This is a genomic window from Sphingobium sp. GW821-FHT02B05 (genome assembly GCF_059421905.1).
Genome location: NZ_JBWKVW010000004.1, coordinates 189,210 through 208,970, shown reverse-complemented (window position 1 = coordinate 208,970; position 19,761 = coordinate 189,210). Strand labels below are relative to the sequence as shown.

Here is a 19,761-nt window from a genome sequence, read left to right as displayed (position 1 = left end):
TGCGGACGATCCGCCCGCAACGGTCTTTCAGCGGCCCTTGGCCTGTTCCGGCTTCACCTTCTGCCCCGGCGTCAGGAAGGCGCCGGCGGAGGTGACGATCTGTTCGGTGCCGGTAATCCCGCTGGTCACCGCAACGCCGTTGTCGGACACCTGGCCGACGGTGACGTCGCGCCGTTCCACCTGGCCCTTGGCATTGACGACATAGACATAGCTGCCCCTGGGGTCGCTCTGCACCGCCGATTCCGGCAGCAGCGGCGCGGTGCCCGAACCGCTGGTCAGCAATGCCGACGCAAAGCCGCCGGGGCGGATGGCCGAATTATAGGGAATGGCGATGCGGGCGATGCCCTGCCGCGTCTGCGGATCGACCACGGGCGAAACCTGCCAGACGCGACCGGCGAATTTTTGCGTGCTGCCGATCGGCGTGACCGTGGCGCTGTTACCCGCGCGCAGCGTCGCCAGGTCGCCTTCGGCCACCTGCGCCTGCATCTCCATCTCGCCATCCTTGGCCATGCGGAACAACGTGCCGCCGCCGGCCTGGACGATCTGGCCGGGTTCCACGGTGCGGGTCAGTACCAGGCCGGACGCTGGCGCGCGAATGTCGAGACGCCCGGTGCGGGCCTGCTGTTCGGCCAGCTGCGCCGCCGCCACGCGCACTTGCGCTTCGGCCTGATCGCGGGTCGCGGTCCGCTGGTCGATGTCGGCCGCGCTGATGAAGCCGCGCCCGACCAGCGCCTTGGCCCGATCGAGCTGCGCCTGTGCCAGCTTGGCATTGGCGCGCTGCACCTCCACCTGCGCGGCGAGCGAGCGCACTTGTTCCGTCTGGACGGAGCGCTCGACGGTGGCCAGCACCTGGCCTGCACGCACCCAGTCGCCCGGTTGCACCAGTACGCGCGTCACCATGCCGCCTTCGCCGACGACGCCGACCGGCATGTCGATGCGCGCGGCGAGCGAACCGGTCGCGCTGACGGTGCGGGCGACGGTGGACTGGCCAGGGCTGACCACGGTGACGACGGGCACCTGCGCCGTGGGTGCGGCGGCATCGCCGGCCTTTTCACCGCGCATGGAAATGATTACGGCTGCGGCTACCAGCACCACGGCCACGCCCCCGCCGATCAGCAGCAGGCGCTTGCGCCGCTGGCGTGCGTCGTCATCGTCGATGACCGTCATGGAATCGCCCACCAACTGGGTTTCGTAATTCATCCCGCTTCTCGTCTCTCCGGCGCATCCGCCCTGCTGGTAGCTGTGTTATATGAATATATCACCACCCTCAAGCCCCAATATCATGGTTTAAAGCGGGTCGGCAAAGCGATTATGCGCGGCGGGCGGAGGGAAAATGACGGCATATCGTGCCGATCCTGCCCCTGGGGTCACATTGACTTGCCAAAAATGCCGGACTGTGGCGCTATGGAGGCCGGGTCGATGCTTAAATATAAAAAGGGAACGCAGCATGGACTTGCTGGGATGGATCGTGGTCGGCCTGCTCGCAGGCGCGATCGCGCGACTGATCATGCCCGGCCGCGATCCGGGCGGATGCGTGGTCACGATTTTGCTGGGGATAGCCGGGGCGTTGCTCGCCGGCTTTGTCGGGCGACTCGCTGGCCTTTATCTGCCGGGCCAGAGGGCCGGGTTCGTCGCCGCGATAGTGGGATCGGTGGCCGTACTGGCCATCTATCGCTGGTTCGCGGGGCGACGCTGAAACGAAAAAAAGAGGCTGCGCGGTGGCGCAGCCTCTTTTGCATTGAACGATGTCGCGTTTTTTAGCGCATCGATCCGCGACGGACCAGATTGACGATCGCCAGCAGGATGATCGCACCGACCAGCGAAACCAGGAAGCTGTACAGCGTCAGACCTTCGTTGATCGAGCCGCCGCTGAAGATCAGGCCGCCGATGAAGGCGCCCACGATACCGACGACGATATTGAGCAGGATGCCCTGCTGTGCGTCCGTGCGCATGACCATGCTGGCGAGCCAGCCGATGATGCCGCCGACGATAAGCCACAAGATGATGCCCATGTTACTCTCCTTGACCACGCCCCCAGCGGGTTGGGTGCTGCATTCAACGGAGCAGAAGGCGTCGCGTTCCATGGGCTAAAAATGATTCCGGCACGGAAACCATCTTGTCTTTGCGTCGTTTGTGCGCCCCCGGAATGAAATATGCGCCCCCGGAATGAAAAAGGGCCGCCGGATGGATATCCGACGGCCCTTTCCTGTCCAACGTTCAAATCGCGCGATGGGCGATCAATATTTCTGCTGCCGCTCGTAGAGCGACTTGTAATATTGGATGCGGGTGACGCGCAGGCCATGCATGCCCGAACGGTCGACCGCGCGCTGCCAGCCGGCAAATTCCTCCAGCGTCAGGTTATAGCGCGCACAGGCCTCGTCCACGGTCAGCAGGCCGCCATTGACTGCGGCGACCACTTCCGCCTTGCGCCGCACGACCCAGCGGGTCGTGTCCGCAGGGGGCAGGCTGTCCAGCGTCAAGGGCTCTCCAAGTGGCCCGACGACCTGGGCAGGCTTGATTTTCTGGTTCTCGATCATTCTTACCCTCAAAGTGCGGCACTGGCGTTACCGATTTCGGCCTTGTCTTCCGATTATGCGCATCAGCCCTGAACATCGGCTAAAGCCCCACGGTAAACACAGCCTTCATCTTTCATGCCCCCTGGCTAAACGGCTCGCGATCAACGGGTTGAAGCTTCCCGCGAGGCGCACGGCTTCGATCTTGCCGCCGGAACGTGGCGCGAAAATTCCCGCCAGTTCCTCGATCCAGTCATCGCTTCCGCCCTGCCCCCGCAGGACGCCCGCCACCGCCTGCGCGGTGGGACTGGCCGCTTGCGCCGCCGCCGTGGCAGCCCGCAAAAACGGCCAGGCCGGCACGCGCGGCCGGCTGAGGGGTCTGGGAGCGCCAGGTTTCAGCCCGCCGCCCCGAAGGAAACTCAGATCCATGACCCCCTTTTACGGGCCAATGGATAAGGGTCCGTAAACTCGAAGACGCTTTTGTGACTCGTCCGGTCGCCAATCTGCGTCGATCCGGCCCGATTGGGGCTAAATGGGCATCATATTTTGTTAACTTTTGCGCCGCCGCTTTTGTTGCACTATATGCCCGCCCATGCAGCCTCAGTTTCAGCTTCCCCAGCCGCTTGATAAGCGGCGTATCGTCGTTGCCATGTCGGGCGGCGTGGACAGCAGCGTCGTCGCCGCGCTCGCCGCCAGGACCGGCGCCGAAGTCATCGGCGTCACGCTCCAGCTTTACGATCATGGCGCCGCCGTCGGCCGCACCGGCAGTTGCTGCGCCGGGCAGGATATTCGGGACGCGCGCGCGGTCGCCGACCGCATCGGCATCGCGCACTATGTCTTTGATTATGAAACCGCCTTCCGCGATTCGGTGATTGCGGACTTTGCCGACGAATATATGGCCGGCCGCACGCCCATTCCGTGCGTGAAGTGCAATATGGGCGTGAAGTTCACCGACCTGTTCCAGATCGCGCGCGATCTGGGCGCCGACTGCCTCGCCACCGGCCATTACGTCCAGCGGATCGAGGGCGCGCAGGGCGCGGAACTGCACCGCGCCGCCGATCCGGCCCGCGACCAGAGCTATTTCCTCTTCGCCACGACTCAGGCGCAGCTCGACTATCTGCGCTTCCCGCTGGGTGGCCTGCCCAAGCCGCAGGTGCGCGAGATCGCGGCCGAACTGGGCCTGTCGGTGGCCCTGAAGCCCGACAGCCAGGACATCTGCTTCGTGCCCGACGGCGACTATGCGAAGATCGTGCGGAAACTGCGCCCCGACGCGGACGAGGGCGGCGACATCGTCCATATCGACGGTCGCACGCTCGGCCGGCACAAGGGGATGATCCATTTCACCGTCGGCCAGCGCAAGGGGCTGGACATCGGCGGCCAGCCCGACCCGCTCTATGTCGTGCGGCTGGACGCCGAAAGCCGCCGCGTGATCGTGGGGCCAAGGGCGGCGCTGGCGGTGGCGGGTGCGCGCCTTTCTGACATCAATTGGCTGGGCGGCGACTTTACCGGGCCATTGACCGCCAAGGTCCGCTCGATGGCCAAGCCCGTCCCCGCGCGCCTCGACGGCGACCGCTTGGCTTTCGACGCACCGGAATTTGGCGTCGCACCGGGCCAGGCGGCGGTCCTTTACGCGGGCGACCGCGTGCTGGGCGGCGGCTGGATCGCGCAAACGGAAAGCGCGATGGCGGAGGCGGCCTGACCCCACTCCCATCGTCATCCCGGCCTTGACCCGGCATCTCGCTGTTCTTGTGGCGCAACAGAAAGAAGCGGGATCCCGGCTCAAGGCCGGGATGACGACATTACTGGCTGGAGTCGATCCACTCTTCCGCAGCGATGGCTTCGGCTTCGACGATCAATGCCTTGATGGCAGGGAAATCGGCCTCGCTCAGCGGAACATCTAGAGCTGCCAGCCGATCTCTGATCTCGTCCAGCCGAGGGTCGGCGATGGGCTGGGTGGTGAAGTTGTCCCAGTCCCACGGGCCGTCAGTTCCATCAACGAAACGGTGCATATATTGCAGAACCTCGTCTGCCGTGCGGTTTAGCGGCTTCTCGAACGGCAGGATCACCAGTTTCACCAACAATAATATCGGCACCAAGACGATAGCCGCTAAACATCCCAGCCCGGAGGTAAGGAACTGCAAAAGCGAAAATGGGGGCGGCTTGTATGGCATCGGTGTGTCATATAGCCGAGCATTTCCCGCGACCATCCCCCAAACCTTGCCCTTTTACGCCCCCGCGCGTAAGGCCCGCGCGTCATGACTCGCCCGCTCACCTTCGCCATCCCCAAGGGCCGCATCCTCGATGAAGCGCTGCCCCTGCTCGCCAAAGCCGGTATCGAGCCGGAGGCGGAGTTTCACGACAAGAAGAGCCGGGCGCTGCGCTTCGCCACGAACCGGCCCGACGTGTCGATCATCCGCGTGCGCGCGTTCGACGTCGCCACCTTCGTCGCCCATGGCGCGGCGCAGATCGGCATCGTCGGCTCCGACGTGGTCGAGGAATTCAACTATTCCGAACTCTACGCGCCCGTCGATCTCGACATCGGCCATTGCCGCCTGTCGGTCGCCGAGCCGGTCGGCGCCGCGGACGAGGATCAGGCCGCGATGAGCCATGTGCGCGTCGCGACCAAATATCCGCACCTCACCCGCCGCTATTATGAAAAGCGCGGGCTTCAGGCCGAGTGCGTGAAGCTGAACGGCGCGATGGAACTGGCCCCCTCGCTCGGCCTGTCGCGACGGATCGTGGATCTCGTCTCGTCGGGCGCGACGCTCAAAGCCAATGGTCTCGTGGAAACCGACATCATCATGCAGATTTCCGCGCGCCTGATCGTCAATCGCGCCGCCTACAAGATGCGCTCGGCCGAACTCTCGCCGCTGGTCGAGGCCTTCCGCGCCGCCGTGGGGGTGAAGGATGCCGCTTAAGCTTTCCACCACCGACGCCGATTTCGCGTCCGCCTTCACCGCGCTGGTCGATGCCCGTCGCGAAGCGGACGAGGATGTGTCGCGCGACGTCACCGCAATCTTGAAGGCGGTGCGCGCCGGGGGCGATACGGCGCTCGCCGATTATACGCAGCGTTTCGACCGCCACGACCTGAATGTCAGCGGCTGGGCAGTGACCCCGGCGGAAACCCGCGCGGCGCTTGACGGTATCTCGACGGAACTGCGCGACGCGCTCGAACTCGCGGCCGCGCGCATCACGGCCTATCATGAAAAACAGAAGCCGCAGGACAGCGACGGCGTGGACAGCGCCGGCGTGCGTCTGGGCGCCCGCTGGAACGCGGTCGATGCCGCCGGGCTCTATGTGCCGGGCGGGCGCGCCGCCTATCCCAGCTCGCTGCTGATGAACGTCATTCCGGCGAAGGTCGCGGGCGTAAAGCGCATCGCCATGGTCACGCCGACCCCCAATGGCGAGATCAACCCGCTCGTCCTCGCCGCCGCGCAGATCGCCGGGATCGAGGAAATCTGGCGGGTAGGGGGCGCACAGGCCGTCGCCGCGCTCGCTTATGGCACCGACCGGATCAAGCCCGTCGATGTCATCACCGGTCCCGGCAATGCCTGGGTCGCCGAAGCCAAGCGTCAGCTGTACGGCGTGGTCGGCATCGACATGGTCGCCGGCCCCTCGGAAATCGTCGTCGTCGCCGATGGCAAGAACGATCCCGAATGGACCGCCGCCGACCTGCTCAGCCAGTCGGAACATGATCCGACCAGCCAGTCCATCCTCTTCACCGACGACGCGGCGTTCGCCGATGCGGTCGCGCAAGCGGTCGAGCGCCAGATTCCGGCGCTTTCCACCAGCGCGGTCGCCCGCGCCAGCTGGGACGCCAATGGTGCGATCATCGTCGTGCGCGACTTCGACGAAGCCATGCCGCTGGTCGATCGCCTCGCCGCCGAACATCTCGAACTCGCCGTGGACGATCCCGAGTCGCTCTTCGCGCAGGTCCGTCATGCCGGGTCCGTGTTCCTGGGCCGGATGACGCCCGAGGCCGTCGGCGATTATGTCGCCGGGCCGAATCACGTTTTGCCCACCGGCCGCCGCGCCCGCTTCTCGTCGGGCCTGTCGGTGCTCGACTTCATGAAGCGCACCAGCTTCCTCAGCCTCACGCCCGCAGCGATTGGCGCGATCGGCCCCGCCGCCGTCGCGCTGGCGCAGGCGGAAGGGCTGCCCGCGCACGCCGCTTCGGTGGCGCTGCGCCTTAAATAATCAGCCGTTCGCGTCGAGCGAAGTCGGGAAGCGGTTCTCGACAAGCGCGAACCGAACGAAGTAGGGAATTACTATGAACGATCGCTCAAAATCCCGCTCCGCCGCGCGCCTTGCCGCGGTCCAGGCGCTCTATCAGCTCGAAATGGAGGGTACCCCCGTCCATATCCTGCTGCATGAATTCCATCAGCACCGCCTGGGCGCCACGATAGAGGACGTCACCTACGCCCAGGCCGAAGAGCCTTTCTTCGACGATATCGTGCAGGGTGTGGACCGTCGCCGGGACGAGATTGACGGCCTGATCACTGCCCGCCTGTCGAGCGGCTGGAGCCTCGACCGCCTCGACAAGCCGATGCGCCAGATCCTGCGCGCCGGCACCTATGAACTGCTCGCCCGGCTCGATGTCGGCACCGGCACCGTCATCAGCGAATATGTCGATGTCGCCCATGCTTTCTACGACAAGCGCGAATCGGGTTTCGTCAACGGCCTGCTCGACGGCGTGTCGAAGGACGTGCGGAAGTAAAGTTCCGCGCGCCGCCATCGTATAGATAGGGATCATGTCCGCCGAATCCCGCTTTCTCACCCTGCTGCGCCTGCTGGCGCACGACCCTGCGGCGCAGGGGCTGGTGGACGATGTCGCCGTGCTGTCATTTGGCGCCAGTCGCCTCATCCTCACCAGCGACACGATGGTGGAGGGCGTCCATTACCTCCCCACCGATCCGCCGCAGGATATCGGCTGGAAACTGGCGGCGGTAAATCTGTCCGATCTCGCGGCCAAGGGCGCGCGGCCGGTCGGTTGCCTCCTGAATTATGCCCTGTCGGGTGACGAGGACTGGGATGAAGCCTTCGTCGCGGGGCTGGGCGAAGCGCTCGATCGTCACGCCATGCCTTTGCTGGGTGGCGACACGGTGAAGATGCCCGCCGGCTCCGCGCGCAGCTACAGCCTGACCGCCATGGGTGAAGCGACTGGATCGATCCCCACCCGCACCGGTGCGCGGCCCGGCGATCGGCTCTATGTCACCGGTCCGGTCGGCGACGCGGGCATCGGCCTGTCGCTGGCGACTGCCGACCCGTCCGCATCCGGTCCGCTGGTGGAGGCCTATCGCCGCCCACGCCCGCGCCTTGCCGAAGGCGGACTGCTTGCCCCCGTGGCCAGTGCGATGATGGACCTGTCCGACGGCCTGCTGATCGACGCATCGCGCATGGCGCAGGCCAGCGGCGTCGCCATCGTCATCGATCACATCCCCCTGTCGGTTGCGATGGAGCAAGTGCGCGGCGCCAGCGTCGCCGTGCAACTCGCCGCCGCACGGGCGGGCGATGATTATGAACTGCTTTTCGCCCTGCCTCGGGGCGTCACGCCCCCGGTACGCGCCATTCCTGTCGGCCATGTGGCCGAAGGATCAGGCCTGATCCTGAAGATCGACGGCGCGGTCATACCGCTGCCCGAAAGCCTTGGCTGGGAGCATGGCTAATCCCCACCCAGCACGTTGATGGTGAAGGCCAATATGCCAAGGTTGAACAGAAAGGCGGCGAGGCACTGGAACAGCACCGTCCGGCGCATCGCACTGGCCGTGATCGACACGTCCGACGTCTGGAACGTCATGCCCAGCGTGAAGGCGAAATAGAGAAAATCCCAATAGCCCGGCTCGTGCGTGTCCGGAAAATCCAGCCCGCTGCGATCCCGCCCCTTGTCACCGGGCATATAGAAATTATGGGCATAGTGCATCGCATAGACGAGGTTCGAAAAGATCCAGGCGATCAGCAATGTCGCCAGCAACAGCGCGATCATCCACCCGTTCGGCCCGCCATGCTGGCTCACCGCCACGCCGACCGCGACCAGGATCACCACGCTGACGATCCCGGTCAGCAGCAGCATCAGTTCCCGATTCGCGTCGTTCGCCTGCGCATTGCGCCGCATGGTGGCGGGCGCGGCGTCGATCAGCGGCACGACGGACGCCATGAAGGCGATGGCGGCGATATCGAATCCCGCCATCGCCGCCTCATGCCAGGGCAGCATCACCGCCAGCGGCGCGATGAGTGCCAGCAGCGCCAGGAACATGCCATAACGCCAGGGAAAGAGGGGAGAGGAGCGCATGTCCCGCATCAAACGCATCAGCGCCCCATCTGGCAAGCACTGACTGACAGGGGCTTACAGCACGGCTGCGATCAGCCCGCGCGCCTGTGCCTCATTGGCTTCCAGATACCAATTTTCCGGTGCCTTCTCCAAAAGCTCTTCCATCGTCACCTGCGATCCCAAGATCAAATTGGCAAAGCCTTCATTCTGGATCGCGATCGAGGATTCGATTTCGTTCAGCGTCGCCTTCAACGTCGCGATGCAGGTGGAAAGCGGCCCGGCAAGCTGGATATTCTTGGTGATGATCCGCTCATGGATCATCAGCCGCGTGCCACGGGTCAGATAGCGATTCTCCGTTGCGAAGAAGCTCATGAAGGTCGCGCCGGCCGAATAGACCGCCGTGCGCCCCATGAACACCAGCCGCCGTTCGGGATAGAGGTCGGAATGGAAACGGATATCCTCACCCATCAGCCGGGCGATCTCCGGGTCACCGCCCAGCGTGGAGAGTTCCACGACGACAAGGCCGGTCTGCGGCGCGGTGGACAGGCAATTCTTGAAATGCAGATACATGCCATGGTCGACCACGCCCGACAGCATGATCGATGGGAATTCGAAATCCTTGGGGCCAAGTATCGGTGCGGTCATCAACATTGGTCGTCCTCATATGTGGCTGGGTCGGCCTGCATTACGCATGGGGCGCGAAAAGGTGCCGCGCTTTTGACTGGCGCGGCGCGCGGCAGGCTGTAAAGAACAGATCATGACCAAAGGGCGGAAGCTATGATCGCGAAACTCAAGGGGCTGCTGGACAGTACCGGCATCGATCATGCCATCATCGATGTGGGCGGCGTAGGCTATCTGGTCGGCGCCTCCTCCCGCACGCTCGCGGCCCTGGGCTCGGTGGGTGAAGCGGTGACGATCCACACCGAAATGCTGGTGTCGGACGATGCGATCCGGCTGGTCGGCTTTGCGCGTGCGGAGGAGCGCGACTGGTATCGGCTGCTGACCCATGTGCAGGGCGTGGGTTCGCGCGTCGCGCTGGCCATTTTGTCGGCGCTGGAACCGCATGACCTGCACCGTGCCATCGCCATGGGCGACAAGGCGATGATCGCGCGGGCCAATGGCGTCGGCCCCAAACTGGCCCAGCGCATCGCCAATGAGCTGAAGGACAAGATCGGCGCAGTGGCGACCGGCGCACCGGTCGGGGTCGGTGGCGCAGTGCCGATGCCGGTCGGCAGTTTCGCCGCCGATGCCCTGTCCGCGCTCCAGAATCTGGGCTTTAAACCCCATGAAGCCAGCGTCGCCGTGGCCGCCGCCGAAGAGGATCTGGGCGAAGGTGCCAGCCTTGACGCCCTAGTGCGCCTGGCGCTGCGGAAGGCGGCGAAGTGACTGACGACGACCGCCTTATCACCCCCGTACGGCGCCCTGAGGATGTCGACGCGGCCTTGCGTCCCAAGTCCCTGGACGAGTTTGTCGGCCAGCAGGCCGCGCGCGAAAATCTGCGTATCTTCATTCAGGCGGCCAAGTCGCGGGGCGATGCGCTCGACCATGTGCTCTTCTTTGGCCCTCCGGGGCTGGGCAAGACCACGCTGGCGCAGATCGTCGCCAAGGAAATGGGCGTGGGCTTTCGCGCCACATCCGGCCCGGTCATCGCCAAGTCGGGCGATCTTGCCGCCTTGCTCACCAATCTGGATGAAGGCGACGTGCTGTTCGTGGACGAAATCCATCGTCTCAACCCGGCCGTCGAGGAAGTTCTCTATCCCGCGATGGAGGATCGCGCGCTCGACCTGATGATCGGCGAAGGCCCGTCGGCCCGCTCGGTCCGCATCGACCTGCCGCCCTTCACGCTGGTCGGCGCGACGACACGACAGGGATTGCTGACGACGCCGCTGCGCGACCGCTTCGGCATCCCGGTGCGGCTGCAATTCTATACGGTGGACGAACTGGAACTGGTGGTGCGCCGTGCCGCGCGGCTGCTCGACCTTGCCATCACCTCTGACGGGGCGATCGAGATCGCCCGCCGCTCACGCGGCACGCCGCGCATCGCCGGGCGGCTGCTGCGCCGGGTGCGGGACTTCGCCAATGTCGCAGGTGCGCCGAGTGTGGACAGAAAAGTCGCCGATGCCGCGCTCATGCGGCTGGAGGTCGATCATCTCGGCCTCGACCTGATGGACCGACGCTATCTGATGATGATCGCCGACATCTATCGCGGCGGGCCGGTCGGCGTGGAAACGCTGGCGGCGGGGCTTTCCGAAGCGCGCGACACGATCGAGGAAGTGGTCGAACCCTATCTGATCCAGCTTGGCCTTATCGCCCGTACCGCGCGGGGCCGCTGCCTCAACGGTCCTGGCTGGAAGCATCTGGGCCTCAATCCGCCGGCCGGATCGCAGGACGGGCTTTTCGATTAAAGGAAACTATCGGAAAGCCATGGCCGTTACGGCAAGGCGTCGTTATAGCCTTGCTTAACGCATAGGTGCGCATCAGACGTGCCGGAAACCGCAGGAGTCGAGCCTTGAGGGCCATCGAGAAATTCCCCAATCTGGTAACGATGTTCTTTGTGCGCGCGCAGGAACAGGGCGACGCGCCCTTCCTCTGGCGCAAGAGCGATGGCCAATGGCATGGCCAGAGCTGGACGGAGGTCGCGCGGCAGGTCGCCTCGCTCGCCGCCGCGCTGAAGGCGCAGGGGTTGAAGCCCGGCGATCCGGTGATGCTGGTCAGCGAAAACCGCCCCGAATTCTGTATCGCGGACCTCGCCATCATGGCGGCCGGCTGCATCACCGTGCCGACCTACACCACCAACACCACCCGCGATCATCAGCATATCCTGACCGACAGCGGCGCCCGCGCCGTCATCGTGTCCACCGCCAAGCTGGCGCAGGCGCTGATGCCCGCCGTCGTCCGGTCGCAGGCGTCGTTCATCATCGGCATGGAACCGCTGCGCGGCGCGCAGGGCACATGCGCCTGCCATTTGTGGAGCGATCTGCTGGCTGCCTATCCGGCGAACGTCGATTCCATCGCCGCAGCCCAGGCCGCGACCCGCAACGATCAGGCCTGCATCATCTATACCAGCGGCACCGGCGGCGCCCCACGCGGCGTGATGCAGCATCATGGTGCGATCCTTTCCAATGTGGAGGGCGCGGGCACGGTGGTGGCGGAAGATTTCGGCTGGGGTGACGAGGTGTTCCTGTCCTTCCTGCCGCTGTCCCATGCCTATGAACATAGCGCCGGTCAGTTCCTGCCGATGCTGCTGGGCGGGCAAATCTATTATTCCGAAGGGCTGGAAAAGCTGGCCTCCAATATCGAGGAAACGCGCCCGACCATCATGGTCGTGGTCCCGCGGCTGTTTGAGGTGCTGCGCGCCCGCATCATCAAGTCGATCGAAAAGCAGGGCAAATTCCCCACCTATCTGATGGGGCAGGCGACGCGCATCGCGGCAAAGGAGCAGGCGGGCAAGGCATCGATCCTCGATCGGCCGATGAAGGCGCTGTTGTCGCGCACGCTCGTCCCCAAGATTCGCGCGCGCTTCGGTGGGCGGATGAAGGCTCTGGTGTCGGGCGGCGCGCCGCTCAATCCCGATGTCGGCCTCTTCTTCGACGCCATGGGCCTGACTTTGCTGCAAGGCTATGGTCAGACGGAGGCCGGTCCGATCATCAGTTGCAACCGCCCCGCCGCCGGCATCGCCATGGACACGGTCGGCCCGCCGCTCGAGGGGGTCGAGGTGAAGATCGCCGAGGACGGCGAAATTCTCGTGCGCGGTGAGCTGGTGATGCACGGTTACTGGCGCAACCCGGCCGAGACGGAAAAGGCGCTCAAGGATGGCTGGCTGCACACTGGCGACATTGGTGAGATCGACGCGCAGGGGCGCATCCGCATCACCGACCGCAAGAAGGATCTGATCGTCAACGACAAGGGCGACAATGTCTCCCCGCAAAAGGTCGAGGGCATGCTGACGCTTCAGAGCGAGATCGGCCAGGCGATGGTCCATGGCGACCGCCGGCCCTATCTGGTCGGGCTGCTGGTGCCGGACGCGGAATGGACCCGCGAATGGGCGATCGAGCAGGGGGTGGCGCTGGACAGCGTAGCCGCCAACCCCGCCTATCAGGCGGCGCTGCGTGCGGCGGTGGACCGGGTGAATGACGACCTGTCGGTGCTGGAGCGCGTGCGTCGCTTCATCCTGGCCGACGAAGCCTTCACCATCGAGAATGAGGAGATGACCCCCTCGATGAAGATCCGCCGCCATGTGATCCGCAAACGCTACGCCGACCGGCTGGACGCGCTGTACAAGGGGTAGAGATCAACTGGCGGCTGGACGAACGACCCGCAACCGCGCACGATCTCGATATTGAAATAACCCGGAGAGGTAGTCGAGGGATGAGGATATATGCGATCGTAGCCATGCTGTTGCTTGGGGGCGCCGGGCCTGCTCCCGAACCGCGATGGGAGCCTATTTTCGACGGCAAATCGCTCGACGGCTGGACGCCCAAGATCACCGGCCATGCGCTGGGCGAAGATCCGCTGCATATGTTCATCGTGCAGGATGGTGCGATCCGCGTCTCCCACGCCCATTACAAGCGTTTCGAGGGCGAGTTCGGCCATCTGTTCTGGAAGGCGCCGCTTAGCGCGTATCGCATCCGCTTCGAATATCGCCTGTTCGGCACATCCCTGCCCGGCATCAAATCATGGCAGGCGACCAATAGCGGCCTGATGTTCCATGCGCAGCCGCCCGAGACCATCCGCCGTGACCAGGATTTTCCCGTCAGTCTGGAAATGCAGCTGCTGGCCACGCCTCGCCCGACGCAAGAGCCGAGCGGCAATGTCTGCACGCCCGGCACCAGCGTCGTTTTTGACGGTAAGCGCGATCCGCGCCACTGTATCTTGTCCAGCGGTTCGCCATTGCCCGCTGGTCGCTGGACCAGGGCGGAACTGGAAGTGCTGCCATCTGGCGAGGTCACCCATTATATCGACGGGAAGGCGGTGCTGCGCTATTCGGCGATCGAACTCGACCCGGACGATGCGGACGCCAAACCCCTGATCGCTGCTGCGGGGGGCGCGTTGCAGCTCACGCGCGGCTATATCGCCCTGCAAGGCGAGGGCCATCCCATCGCATTTCGCAACATCGAACTGCAACGGTTGGATTAGGGACGCAGGGGCAAAGCCCTGCGCGACGACAGTGAAGTCAGGCCGCGTAGATCGCCGGGCGATAGCGGGCTTCGGGGATAGGGTGGCCATGCTCGCGCGCAAAATCCAGCCAGAGGCTGATCGCTACCTGCACTTCGGCAATGGCTTCGGCAGGCGTATCGCCATGCGCCGAACAGGGTTTGAGGTCCGGTACGTCGGCGATCCAGACCTTGTCCTCTTTCGACCAGAAGATATTGATGTGATAATGATGATCCATCATTCGTCCATGCTGAGGCCGTAAGCCTCGACCATATCAAGAAACTGCTGCACCTGATAGGTCTTGGCGTCCTTGCCATTCGGCTGGATGATGAGCGGGCGGCCAAGGCCGGTGCGGCCATAGACATGATGGCTGCCACTCACCCGCGTCAGGCGAAATCCAAACGCTTCGAGCAGGCGCTGGAAATCGCGAAAGCTGAGGTTTCGGCTACCTTGCAGCAGGCGCTGAAGAAGTTTGGCGGGTTTGACCAAATGACGATCCCTTCGATGTGAACCTGCCACTGCATGACAAGATTGCAAATCGACGTTTACCGTCATCGATCAGATTGCCTCCTCTTGTGGGATTTCCGCGAGAAAAGTCATCGCCCAAACTTCTTCTGCACCTTCCCGTACCGCAGCTTGCGCGTCCCCGGCTTGCCCTCGGTCGCCCGTCCCCGCGGCGCTGCCACCTGTTCATGCGCGGGCAGGCCCAACTCCTCTGCTTCCAGCTTGCGGATCTCATCGCGAATCCGCCCGGCTTCCTCGAACTCCAGATCCGCGGCCGCCGCGCGCATCTTCTTTTCCAGATCCTCGATATAGGCGCGCAAATTATGGCCGACGAGGTGCGGGCGATCCTCCAGCCCCGTCTCTACCGTGACCTGATCCTTGCTCGACACATGGGCGATGATGTCGCCGATATTGCGCTTGATCGTGGTCGGCGTGATGCCGTGCTCCAGATTATAGGCTTCCTGCTTCTCGCGCCGCCGCGACGTTTCGTTGAGCGCTCGCTCCATGCTTCCGGTAATCCGGTCGGCATAGAGGATCACGCGCCCTTCCACATTGCGCGCCGCGCGGCCGATCGTCTGGATCAGCGAGGTTTCGGAGCGCAGGAAGCCTTCCTTGTCCGCGTCCAATATCGCGACCAGCCCGCATTCGGGAATATCCAGCCCCTCGCGCAGCAGGTTGATGCCGATCAGCACGTCATAGACGCCGAGCCGCAGGTCGCGGATCAGCTCGATACGCTCCAGCGTCTCGACGTCCGAGTGCATGTAGCGGACCTTGATCCCCGCCTCGTGCATGAACTCGGTCAGATCCTCTGCCATGCGCTTGGTCAGTGTTGTGACGAGGGTGCGATAACCCTGCGCCGCGACCTTGCGACATTCGTTGATGAGGTCGTCGACCTGGTCCTCGACCGGCTTGATCTCGACCGGCGGGTCGATGAGGCCGGTGGGGCGGATCACCTGTTCGCTGAACACGCCGCCGGTCTGCTCCATCTCCCACGGCCCCGGCGTCGCGGAGACGCTGACCGTCTGCGGCCGCATCGCATCCCATTCGTTGAAGCGTAGCGGGCGATTGTCGATGCAGCTGGGCAGGCGGAATCCATATTCGGCCAGCGTGATCTTGCGCCGGTGGTCGCCCCGCGCCATCGCGCCGATCTGCGGCACCGTCTGGTGGCTTTCGTCCACGAACAGCATCGCGTTTTCGGGCAGATATTCGAACAGGGTCGGCGGCGGCTCGCCCGGCAGGCGGCCGGTCAGGAAGCGGCTGTAATTCTCGATCCCCGCGCAGCTACCCGTGGCCGCGATCATCTCCAGGTCGAAATTGGTGCGCTGCTCCAGCCGCTGCGCCTCCAGCAGCTTGCCTTCCTCGACCAATTCCTTGAGCCGTTCGGTCATCTCGAAACGGATCGCCTCCATCGCCTGCTTCAGCGTCGGGCCGGGCGTGACGTGGTGGCTGTTGGGAAAGACCTTCACATAGTCCAGGTTCGCGACCTTCTTGCCGGTCAGCGGGTCGAACTCGACAATCTCCTCAATCTCGTTGCCGAAAAAGCTGATGCGCCAGGCGGTGTCCTCATAATGGGACGGAAAGATTTCCAGATTATCGCCCTTCACGCGGAAATTGCCGCGCGCGAAACCCGCGTCGTTGCGCTTATACTGGAGCGCCACCAGCTTGCGGATGATCTCCCGCTGATCCTCGATCCCGCCCTTCTTCATGCTGAAGGTCATCGCCGAATAGGTTTCGACCGACCCGATGCCATAAAGGCAGGATACGGACGCCACGATGATGACGTCATCCCGTTCCAGCAGCGCGCGGGTGGCCGAATGGCGCATCCGGTCGATGCTTTCGTTTACGCTGGACTCCTTTTCGATATAGGTGTCCGACCGCGCGACATAGGCTTCGGGCTGATAATAGTCGTAATAGCTGACGAAATATTCGACCGCATTGTCGGGGAAGAAGCTCTTGAACTCCCCGTACAGCTGCGCCGCCAATATCTTGTTCGGCGCCAGGATCAGCGCGGGCCGTTGCAACGCCTCGATCACCTTGGCCATGGTGAAGGTCTTGCCGGAACCCGTGACGCCCAACAGCACCTGGTCCTTCTCGCCGGCGAGCGCCTGTTCCACCAATTCGGGAATCGCCGTGCGCTGGTCGCCCGACGGTTCATAGTCGCTGACCAGCGTGAAGCGTTTGCCCCCTTCGCTCTTTTCGGGGCGGGCGGGGCGGTGGGGGACGAAACCCTCGCCGGTTTCCGGTTCATCGAGGCTGGTGCGGATCTGAATCGACATGGGGCGAATATGGGGTCTTTGCGCGCAGGCGCAATCGGGATCAGGGTTTCAGCGCGAACGCAGTCTTGGGCATGGGCGGATAGACCACCGGCTTGTCGCCGAAGCGCGCGCGCAAGGCTGCCTCGCACCGTTCCATGCTGATTGTTTGGACACTCATTTCTTCAGTCATTGAACCCTTCCGCTGCGCTGATATGCTGGCCCTGAGACATGGACAGGGAGGATGACGATGCGCCGGACAGTGATGATGCTCACGATGCTGACGACCCTTGCCGCCTGCGGTGACAAGCCGGGCGACAAGACGGGCGACATCGCCGCCACCGACGCGATGAGCAAGCAGGAGGTGAAGGCGCAGGTGGACAAGGTGCAACTGAAACCTGGTCAGTGGGAAGGGCGCTTCACCGTCAAGGATATCGACCTGTCCGACATGCCCGGCGCGCCGGCGAACATGAAGGATCAGATGAAAAGCATGATGAGCCAGACCTCGCTCAAATATTGCGTCACGCCGCAGCAGGCCGCCAACCCCAGCGGCGACATGTTCGCCGGTCAGGAGAATAAGGACTGCACCTATGGCGGGTTCGAAGCGAAGGGCGGCGCAGTTAAAGGCCAGATATCCTGCAAGTCGCAGGGTGGCACGATGAACGCGACCATGTTCGGCACCTATGCGCCGGAAATTTATGCGATGGACCTGGACATGAAGATGGCGGGCGGCCCGCAGGGCACGACCATGGCGATGACCGCCCGGTCGGAGGGCAAGTGGATCGGCCCGGATTGCGCACCGACCCAAGCGCACTGATCTCGATCGACGACAGGCCCGATCGCTACTGTCCGTGCGATCGGCCGCGTCCTGCCATGGATCGCGGACAGGCCGGCCGACGTCCGCGCGCCCGCCCTGCGGCTCCCCGATAATTTCCCTTGCGCTTCACGACCAAGCGGTAGAGCCTCCATCGCGTTCCTGGATGAGAACGGTGGAGAGGATATGCGAAAGACCTGGCATGCGGCATTGCCGCTGACCCTTTTATGTGGCGGCACTCTTGGCCTGACCGCTTGCGGCAGCGATCCCGCACCGGCACCTGAAGCGGAGGAAGCGCCGGTCCTTATGCAGACGGGGCAATGGACGCTGACGCGCAAGACGACCGGCTACAACACTCCCACCGTGACCCCTGCCCAATATCAGGAAGCCCTGAAACAGGTGGGTGAGGACAAGGTCTGCATCGCCATCGACAGGGACGGCCTGCCCGATCCCGATGCGATCGCGGGCAAGGAGGGCAGCGATTGCAGCTATAAGGACAAGATGGCGCGCAAGGGCCGCCTGATCGCGACATTGAGCTGCAAGGCGGGCGCGGGCACATCGGACATCACGGTCGAGGGTAATTACACCGCCGACACGCTGACGCTGGGCACGACCATGACGAAGACGCAGGGCGGCAAGCCCGTGCTGCGCACCACCCATGACCTGACCGGCACGCGCACCGGGGATTGCAGCAAGGCGGGCTGATGCGGCCTTGACGATCCTGACAGGATAGTCTGGCTGCGACTAGCCGCGCTGGTCGTTGACGCATTGTGCGCCCTTACTGTGGGCTCTGCTGTGCGCAAGCTGTGGCCAGTCCCTGTATGACCCTGTGCATAGCCTGTGGATAACCATGGGATCATTCCAGTGCGCGGATCGCCCGTTCGTCGCAACGCTTGGCGCCGATCGGCACCAGGCTGACCGTGGGCACCGGCAACGCCTGGCCGATCCGCACCGGGGCGAAACGCTTCCGGTCGATCCCGGCGCAACGCAGATAGAGGTCCAGCATCTTGGGCGGCGTGTCCCATTGTTCGTAGGACAGGCGGAAGGTGCCCCAATGGATCGGGATGGCGGTCGATGCGCCCAGCCGTTCGAACACCTCCACCGCCTGCGCCGGACCGATATGCGCGTCCGATGCCATCTGCCCCTTCCAGAAGCGGAACGCGCCGATCGGGATCAGCGCCAGCCGGATCGGGCCATAGCGCCTGGCTTCATAGGGCCAGCCCATGTCGCCCGCGCCGGTATCGCCGGCAAAGAAGATATTGCCCGCCCGCGTTTCGATCAGGAAACTCGACCAGAGCGCCCGGTTGCGGTCGGTGCCCCAACGGCTGCCCCAATGATGGTTGCGGGTCACATGGACCCGATAATCGGGGCAATGTTCGTAATTGCCGCACTGGATCACCGCCTGCGGGGCCAGGCCGTTGAGCGCCGCCCCACTGACCGACTGGCCCCAGTCCAGCGCCGTCGCGGGAATGCCATGTGCCTTCAGGATCGCGTCATTGCCCAGGCTAGTGACGATCTTGGGCCGGTCCCGGTCCCACAGGCGTTTGAGCGTAGGCAGGTCCATATGGTCATAATGATTGTGGCTAAGGACAATCAGGTCGATCTTGGGCAGGTCATCGAAGCGGATGCCCGGCTCCGCCACCCGTTTCGGCCCCAATGGCGGCAGGGGGCTGGCATAGTCGGACCAGATCGGATCGGTCAGGATATTGAGGCCCGCCGCCTGCACCAGCACGGTCGCATGGCCGACCCAGGTCGCCACCATCCCGCGCGGCGCGGCGAACGGGGCAGGGCGGGCGGGCTTGACCGCAATCCCCAATGGCCATGGCGGCCGGTCGTCATTCCCCAGCAGCCAGCGGGCGATGAAGCCCTGCCGGCTGCTGCCCGGCGGCGCCGGCGTCTCGATCGTCCCGTCGGGATTGAAGAAGCGCGCGCCGTCATAATGGCGGCTCGCCTGTCCCTCATAATAAACGCGGTCCAGGAAAGGCGGAATGATCGTGATCGCCAGGCACAGAGCGATCACCGTGAACAGCAGCGCGACGGCCACACCCCTGGCTATGCGGACAAGGCGACCCATGGCTGCTCCCGAAGACGATGTGCGAGCGACATAACGCAAGATGGCTGCGGAGCAAGGGGCGGAGGGGGATTAAGGGGTGGGCGGACACGTTGCGCTTCAGGTAGGACGCCCGAAAAATGCCCTCATGCCAGCGCATGCCGGGATCTCAGGCATGGATATGCCGCCTAAACGGATACCACCGG

The 19,761-nt window shown here is 64.2% G+C and carries 23 protein-coding genes; 12 read left to right on the top strand and 11 right to left on the bottom strand.

The genetic code is table 11. From position 1 onward, the window contains the following. Window positions 1-27 precede the first annotated feature (27 nt). Window positions 28-1,200: an efflux RND transporter periplasmic adaptor subunit gene (locus AC07UX_RS15260; RefSeq protein WP_495192836.1), complete on the bottom strand. Its 1,173-nt coding sequence runs from the start codon at window positions 1,198-1,200 to the stop codon at window positions 28-30. Window positions 1,201-1,447: 247 nt separating this feature from the next. Between AC07UX_RS15260 and AC07UX_RS15255 the strand changes: the two genes are divergently transcribed. Next, entirely contained in the window at window positions 1,448-1,696 is a 249-nt protein-coding gene (locus AC07UX_RS15255) for a GlsB/YeaQ/YmgE family stress response membrane protein (RefSeq protein WP_495192835.1), read from the top strand. Window positions 1,697-1,757: 61 nt separating this feature from the next. On the opposite strand, the gene AC07UX_RS15250 is transcribed toward AC07UX_RS15255, so the two are convergent. The 3 genes from AC07UX_RS15250 to AC07UX_RS15240 form a co-directional block, all read right to left on the bottom strand. Beyond that, a complete protein-coding gene (locus AC07UX_RS15250; RefSeq protein ID WP_495192834.1) occupies window positions 1,758-2,012 on the bottom strand; it encodes a GlsB/YeaQ/YmgE family stress response membrane protein in 255 nt (84 codons plus the stop codon). A 225-nt stretch (window positions 2,013-2,237) separates the two neighbouring features. After that, window positions 2,238-2,537 (bottom strand): CtrA inhibitor SciP, encoded by a 300-nt coding sequence (gene sciP, locus AC07UX_RS15245; protein WP_120251221.1) that lies wholly within the window; start codon window positions 2,535-2,537, stop codon window positions 2,238-2,240. A gap of 105 nt (window positions 2,538-2,642) precedes the next feature. Then, window positions 2,643-2,942 (bottom strand): hypothetical protein, encoded by a 300-nt coding sequence (locus AC07UX_RS15240; RefSeq protein WP_495192833.1) that lies wholly within the window; start codon window positions 2,940-2,942, stop codon window positions 2,643-2,645. A gap of 163 nt (window positions 2,943-3,105) precedes the next feature. On the opposite strand from AC07UX_RS15240, the gene mnmA reads away from it, so the two are divergent. Then, window positions 3,106-4,212 carry a tRNA 2-thiouridine(34) synthase MnmA gene (mnmA, locus tag AC07UX_RS15235; protein ID WP_495192832.1) on the top strand — a complete coding sequence of 369 codons (1,107 nt, stop codon included), beginning with the start codon at window positions 3,106-3,108 and terminating at the stop codon, window positions 4,210-4,212. 100 nt (window positions 4,213-4,312) lie between these two features. Here mnmA and AC07UX_RS15230 read toward each other — a convergent pair whose 3' ends face one another. Next, window positions 4,313-4,588: a hypothetical protein gene (locus tag AC07UX_RS15230; RefSeq protein WP_495192831.1), complete on the bottom strand. Its 276-nt coding sequence runs from the start codon at window positions 4,586-4,588 to the stop codon at window positions 4,313-4,315. Window positions 4,589-4,768: 180 nt separating this feature from the next. Here AC07UX_RS15230 and hisG point away from each other — a divergent pair, with 180 nt between their 5' ends. The 4 genes from hisG to thiL all read left to right on the top strand — a co-directional run bounded on the left by hisG (window position 4,769) and on the right by thiL (window position 8,179). Continuing rightward, window positions 4,769-5,431 carry an ATP phosphoribosyltransferase gene (hisG, locus tag AC07UX_RS15225; RefSeq protein ID WP_495192830.1) on the top strand — a complete coding sequence of 221 codons (663 nt, stop codon included), beginning with the start codon at window positions 4,769-4,771 and terminating at the stop codon, window positions 5,429-5,431. After that, window positions 5,421-6,710 (top strand): histidinol dehydrogenase, encoded by a 1,290-nt coding sequence (gene hisD / locus AC07UX_RS15220; protein WP_495192829.1) that lies wholly within the window; start codon window positions 5,421-5,423, stop codon window positions 6,708-6,710. Before hisG ends, hisD begins: the two co-directional genes overlap by 11 nt. 73 nt (window positions 6,711-6,783) lie before the next feature. Continuing rightward, window positions 6,784-7,230: a transcription antitermination factor NusB gene (gene nusB / locus AC07UX_RS15215; protein ID WP_120251216.1), complete on the top strand. Its 447-nt coding sequence runs from the start codon at window positions 6,784-6,786 to the stop codon at window positions 7,228-7,230. 34 nt (window positions 7,231-7,264) lie between these two features. Continuing rightward, complete coding sequence (gene thiL, locus AC07UX_RS15210) at window positions 7,265-8,179, top strand: thiamine-phosphate kinase (RefSeq protein ID WP_495192828.1); 915 nt, start codon at window positions 7,265-7,267, stop codon at window positions 8,177-8,179. Here the strand turns inward: thiL and AC07UX_RS15205 are convergent. Both AC07UX_RS15205 and AC07UX_RS15200 read right to left on the bottom strand, forming a co-directional pair. Beyond that, on the bottom strand, window positions 8,176-8,802 hold the full coding sequence (locus AC07UX_RS15205) for a DUF1345 domain-containing protein (RefSeq protein ID WP_495192869.1): 627 nt from the start codon (window positions 8,800-8,802) through the stop codon (window positions 8,176-8,178). The two genes, thiL and AC07UX_RS15205, sit on opposite strands and share 4 nt — an antisense overlap. Window positions 8,803-8,856: 54 nt before the next feature. Beyond that, complete coding sequence (locus AC07UX_RS15200; protein ID WP_495192827.1) at window positions 8,857-9,432, bottom strand: peptidase S14; 576 nt, start codon at window positions 9,430-9,432, stop codon at window positions 8,857-8,859. 126 nt (window positions 9,433-9,558) lie between these two features. Between AC07UX_RS15200 and ruvA the strand changes: the two genes are divergently transcribed. The 4 genes from ruvA to AC07UX_RS15180 all read left to right on the top strand — a co-directional run bounded on the left by ruvA (window position 9,559) and on the right by AC07UX_RS15180 (window position 13,917). After that, the gene (gene ruvA / locus AC07UX_RS15195; RefSeq protein WP_495192826.1) at window positions 9,559-10,167 is read left to right on the top strand and encodes a Holliday junction branch migration protein RuvA; all 609 of its coding nucleotides are present in this window, start codon (window positions 9,559-9,561) and stop codon (window positions 10,165-10,167) included. Continuing rightward, complete coding sequence (ruvB, locus tag AC07UX_RS15190) at window positions 10,164-11,186, top strand: Holliday junction branch migration DNA helicase RuvB (protein WP_495192825.1); 1,023 nt, start codon at window positions 10,164-10,166, stop codon at window positions 11,184-11,186. The genes ruvA and ruvB overlap by 4 nt, the downstream gene beginning before the upstream one ends. A 140-nt stretch (window positions 11,187-11,326) precedes the next feature. Beyond that, entirely contained in the window at window positions 11,327-13,069 is a 1,743-nt protein-coding gene (locus AC07UX_RS15185) for an AMP-dependent synthetase/ligase (RefSeq protein WP_495192868.1), read from the top strand. Window positions 13,070-13,173: 104 nt separating this feature from the next. Beyond that, window positions 13,174-13,917: a 3-keto-disaccharide hydrolase gene (locus AC07UX_RS15180; RefSeq protein WP_495192824.1), complete on the top strand. Its 744-nt coding sequence runs from the start codon at window positions 13,174-13,176 to the stop codon at window positions 13,915-13,917. Between the two features lie 37 nt (window positions 13,918-13,954). Here the strand turns inward: AC07UX_RS15180 and AC07UX_RS15175 are convergent, their stop codons facing one another. Genes AC07UX_RS15175 through uvrB form a run of 3 tightly spaced genes read right to left on the bottom strand, consistent with a single transcriptional unit; the run spans window position 13,955 to window position 16,715 of the window. Then, complete coding sequence (locus AC07UX_RS15175) at window positions 13,955-14,176, bottom strand: type II toxin-antitoxin system HicB family antitoxin (protein WP_495192823.1); 222 nt, start codon at window positions 14,174-14,176, stop codon at window positions 13,955-13,957. After that, window positions 14,173-14,490: a type II toxin-antitoxin system HicA family toxin gene (locus AC07UX_RS15170; protein ID WP_495192822.1), complete on the bottom strand. Its 318-nt coding sequence runs from the start codon at window positions 14,488-14,490 to the stop codon at window positions 14,173-14,175. The genes AC07UX_RS15175 and AC07UX_RS15170 overlap by 4 nt, the downstream gene beginning before the upstream one ends. Before the next feature lie 41 nt (window positions 14,491-14,531). After that, complete coding sequence (gene uvrB, locus AC07UX_RS15165) at window positions 14,532-16,715, bottom strand: excinuclease ABC subunit UvrB (protein ID WP_495192821.1); 2,184 nt, start codon at window positions 16,713-16,715, stop codon at window positions 14,532-14,534. 226 nt (window positions 16,716-16,941) lie between these two features. On the opposite strand from uvrB, the gene AC07UX_RS15160 reads away from it, so the two are divergent. Together AC07UX_RS15160 and AC07UX_RS15155 are read left to right on the top strand one after the other, a co-directional pair. Then, window positions 16,942-17,508: a DUF3617 domain-containing protein gene (locus AC07UX_RS15160; protein ID WP_495192820.1), complete on the top strand. Its 567-nt coding sequence runs from the start codon at window positions 16,942-16,944 to the stop codon at window positions 17,506-17,508. 183 nt (window positions 17,509-17,691) lie between these two features. Beyond that, on the top strand, window positions 17,692-18,210 hold the full coding sequence (locus tag AC07UX_RS15155; protein WP_495192819.1) for a DUF3617 domain-containing protein: 519 nt from the start codon (window positions 17,692-17,694) through the stop codon (window positions 18,208-18,210). A gap of 151 nt (window positions 18,211-18,361) precedes the next feature. On the opposite strand, the gene AC07UX_RS15150 is transcribed toward AC07UX_RS15155, so the two are convergent. After that, window positions 18,362-19,579: an MBL fold metallo-hydrolase gene (locus AC07UX_RS15150; protein ID WP_495192818.1), complete on the bottom strand. Its 1,218-nt coding sequence runs from the start codon at window positions 19,577-19,579 to the stop codon at window positions 18,362-18,364. Between the last annotated feature and the right edge of the window lie 182 nt (window positions 19,580-19,761).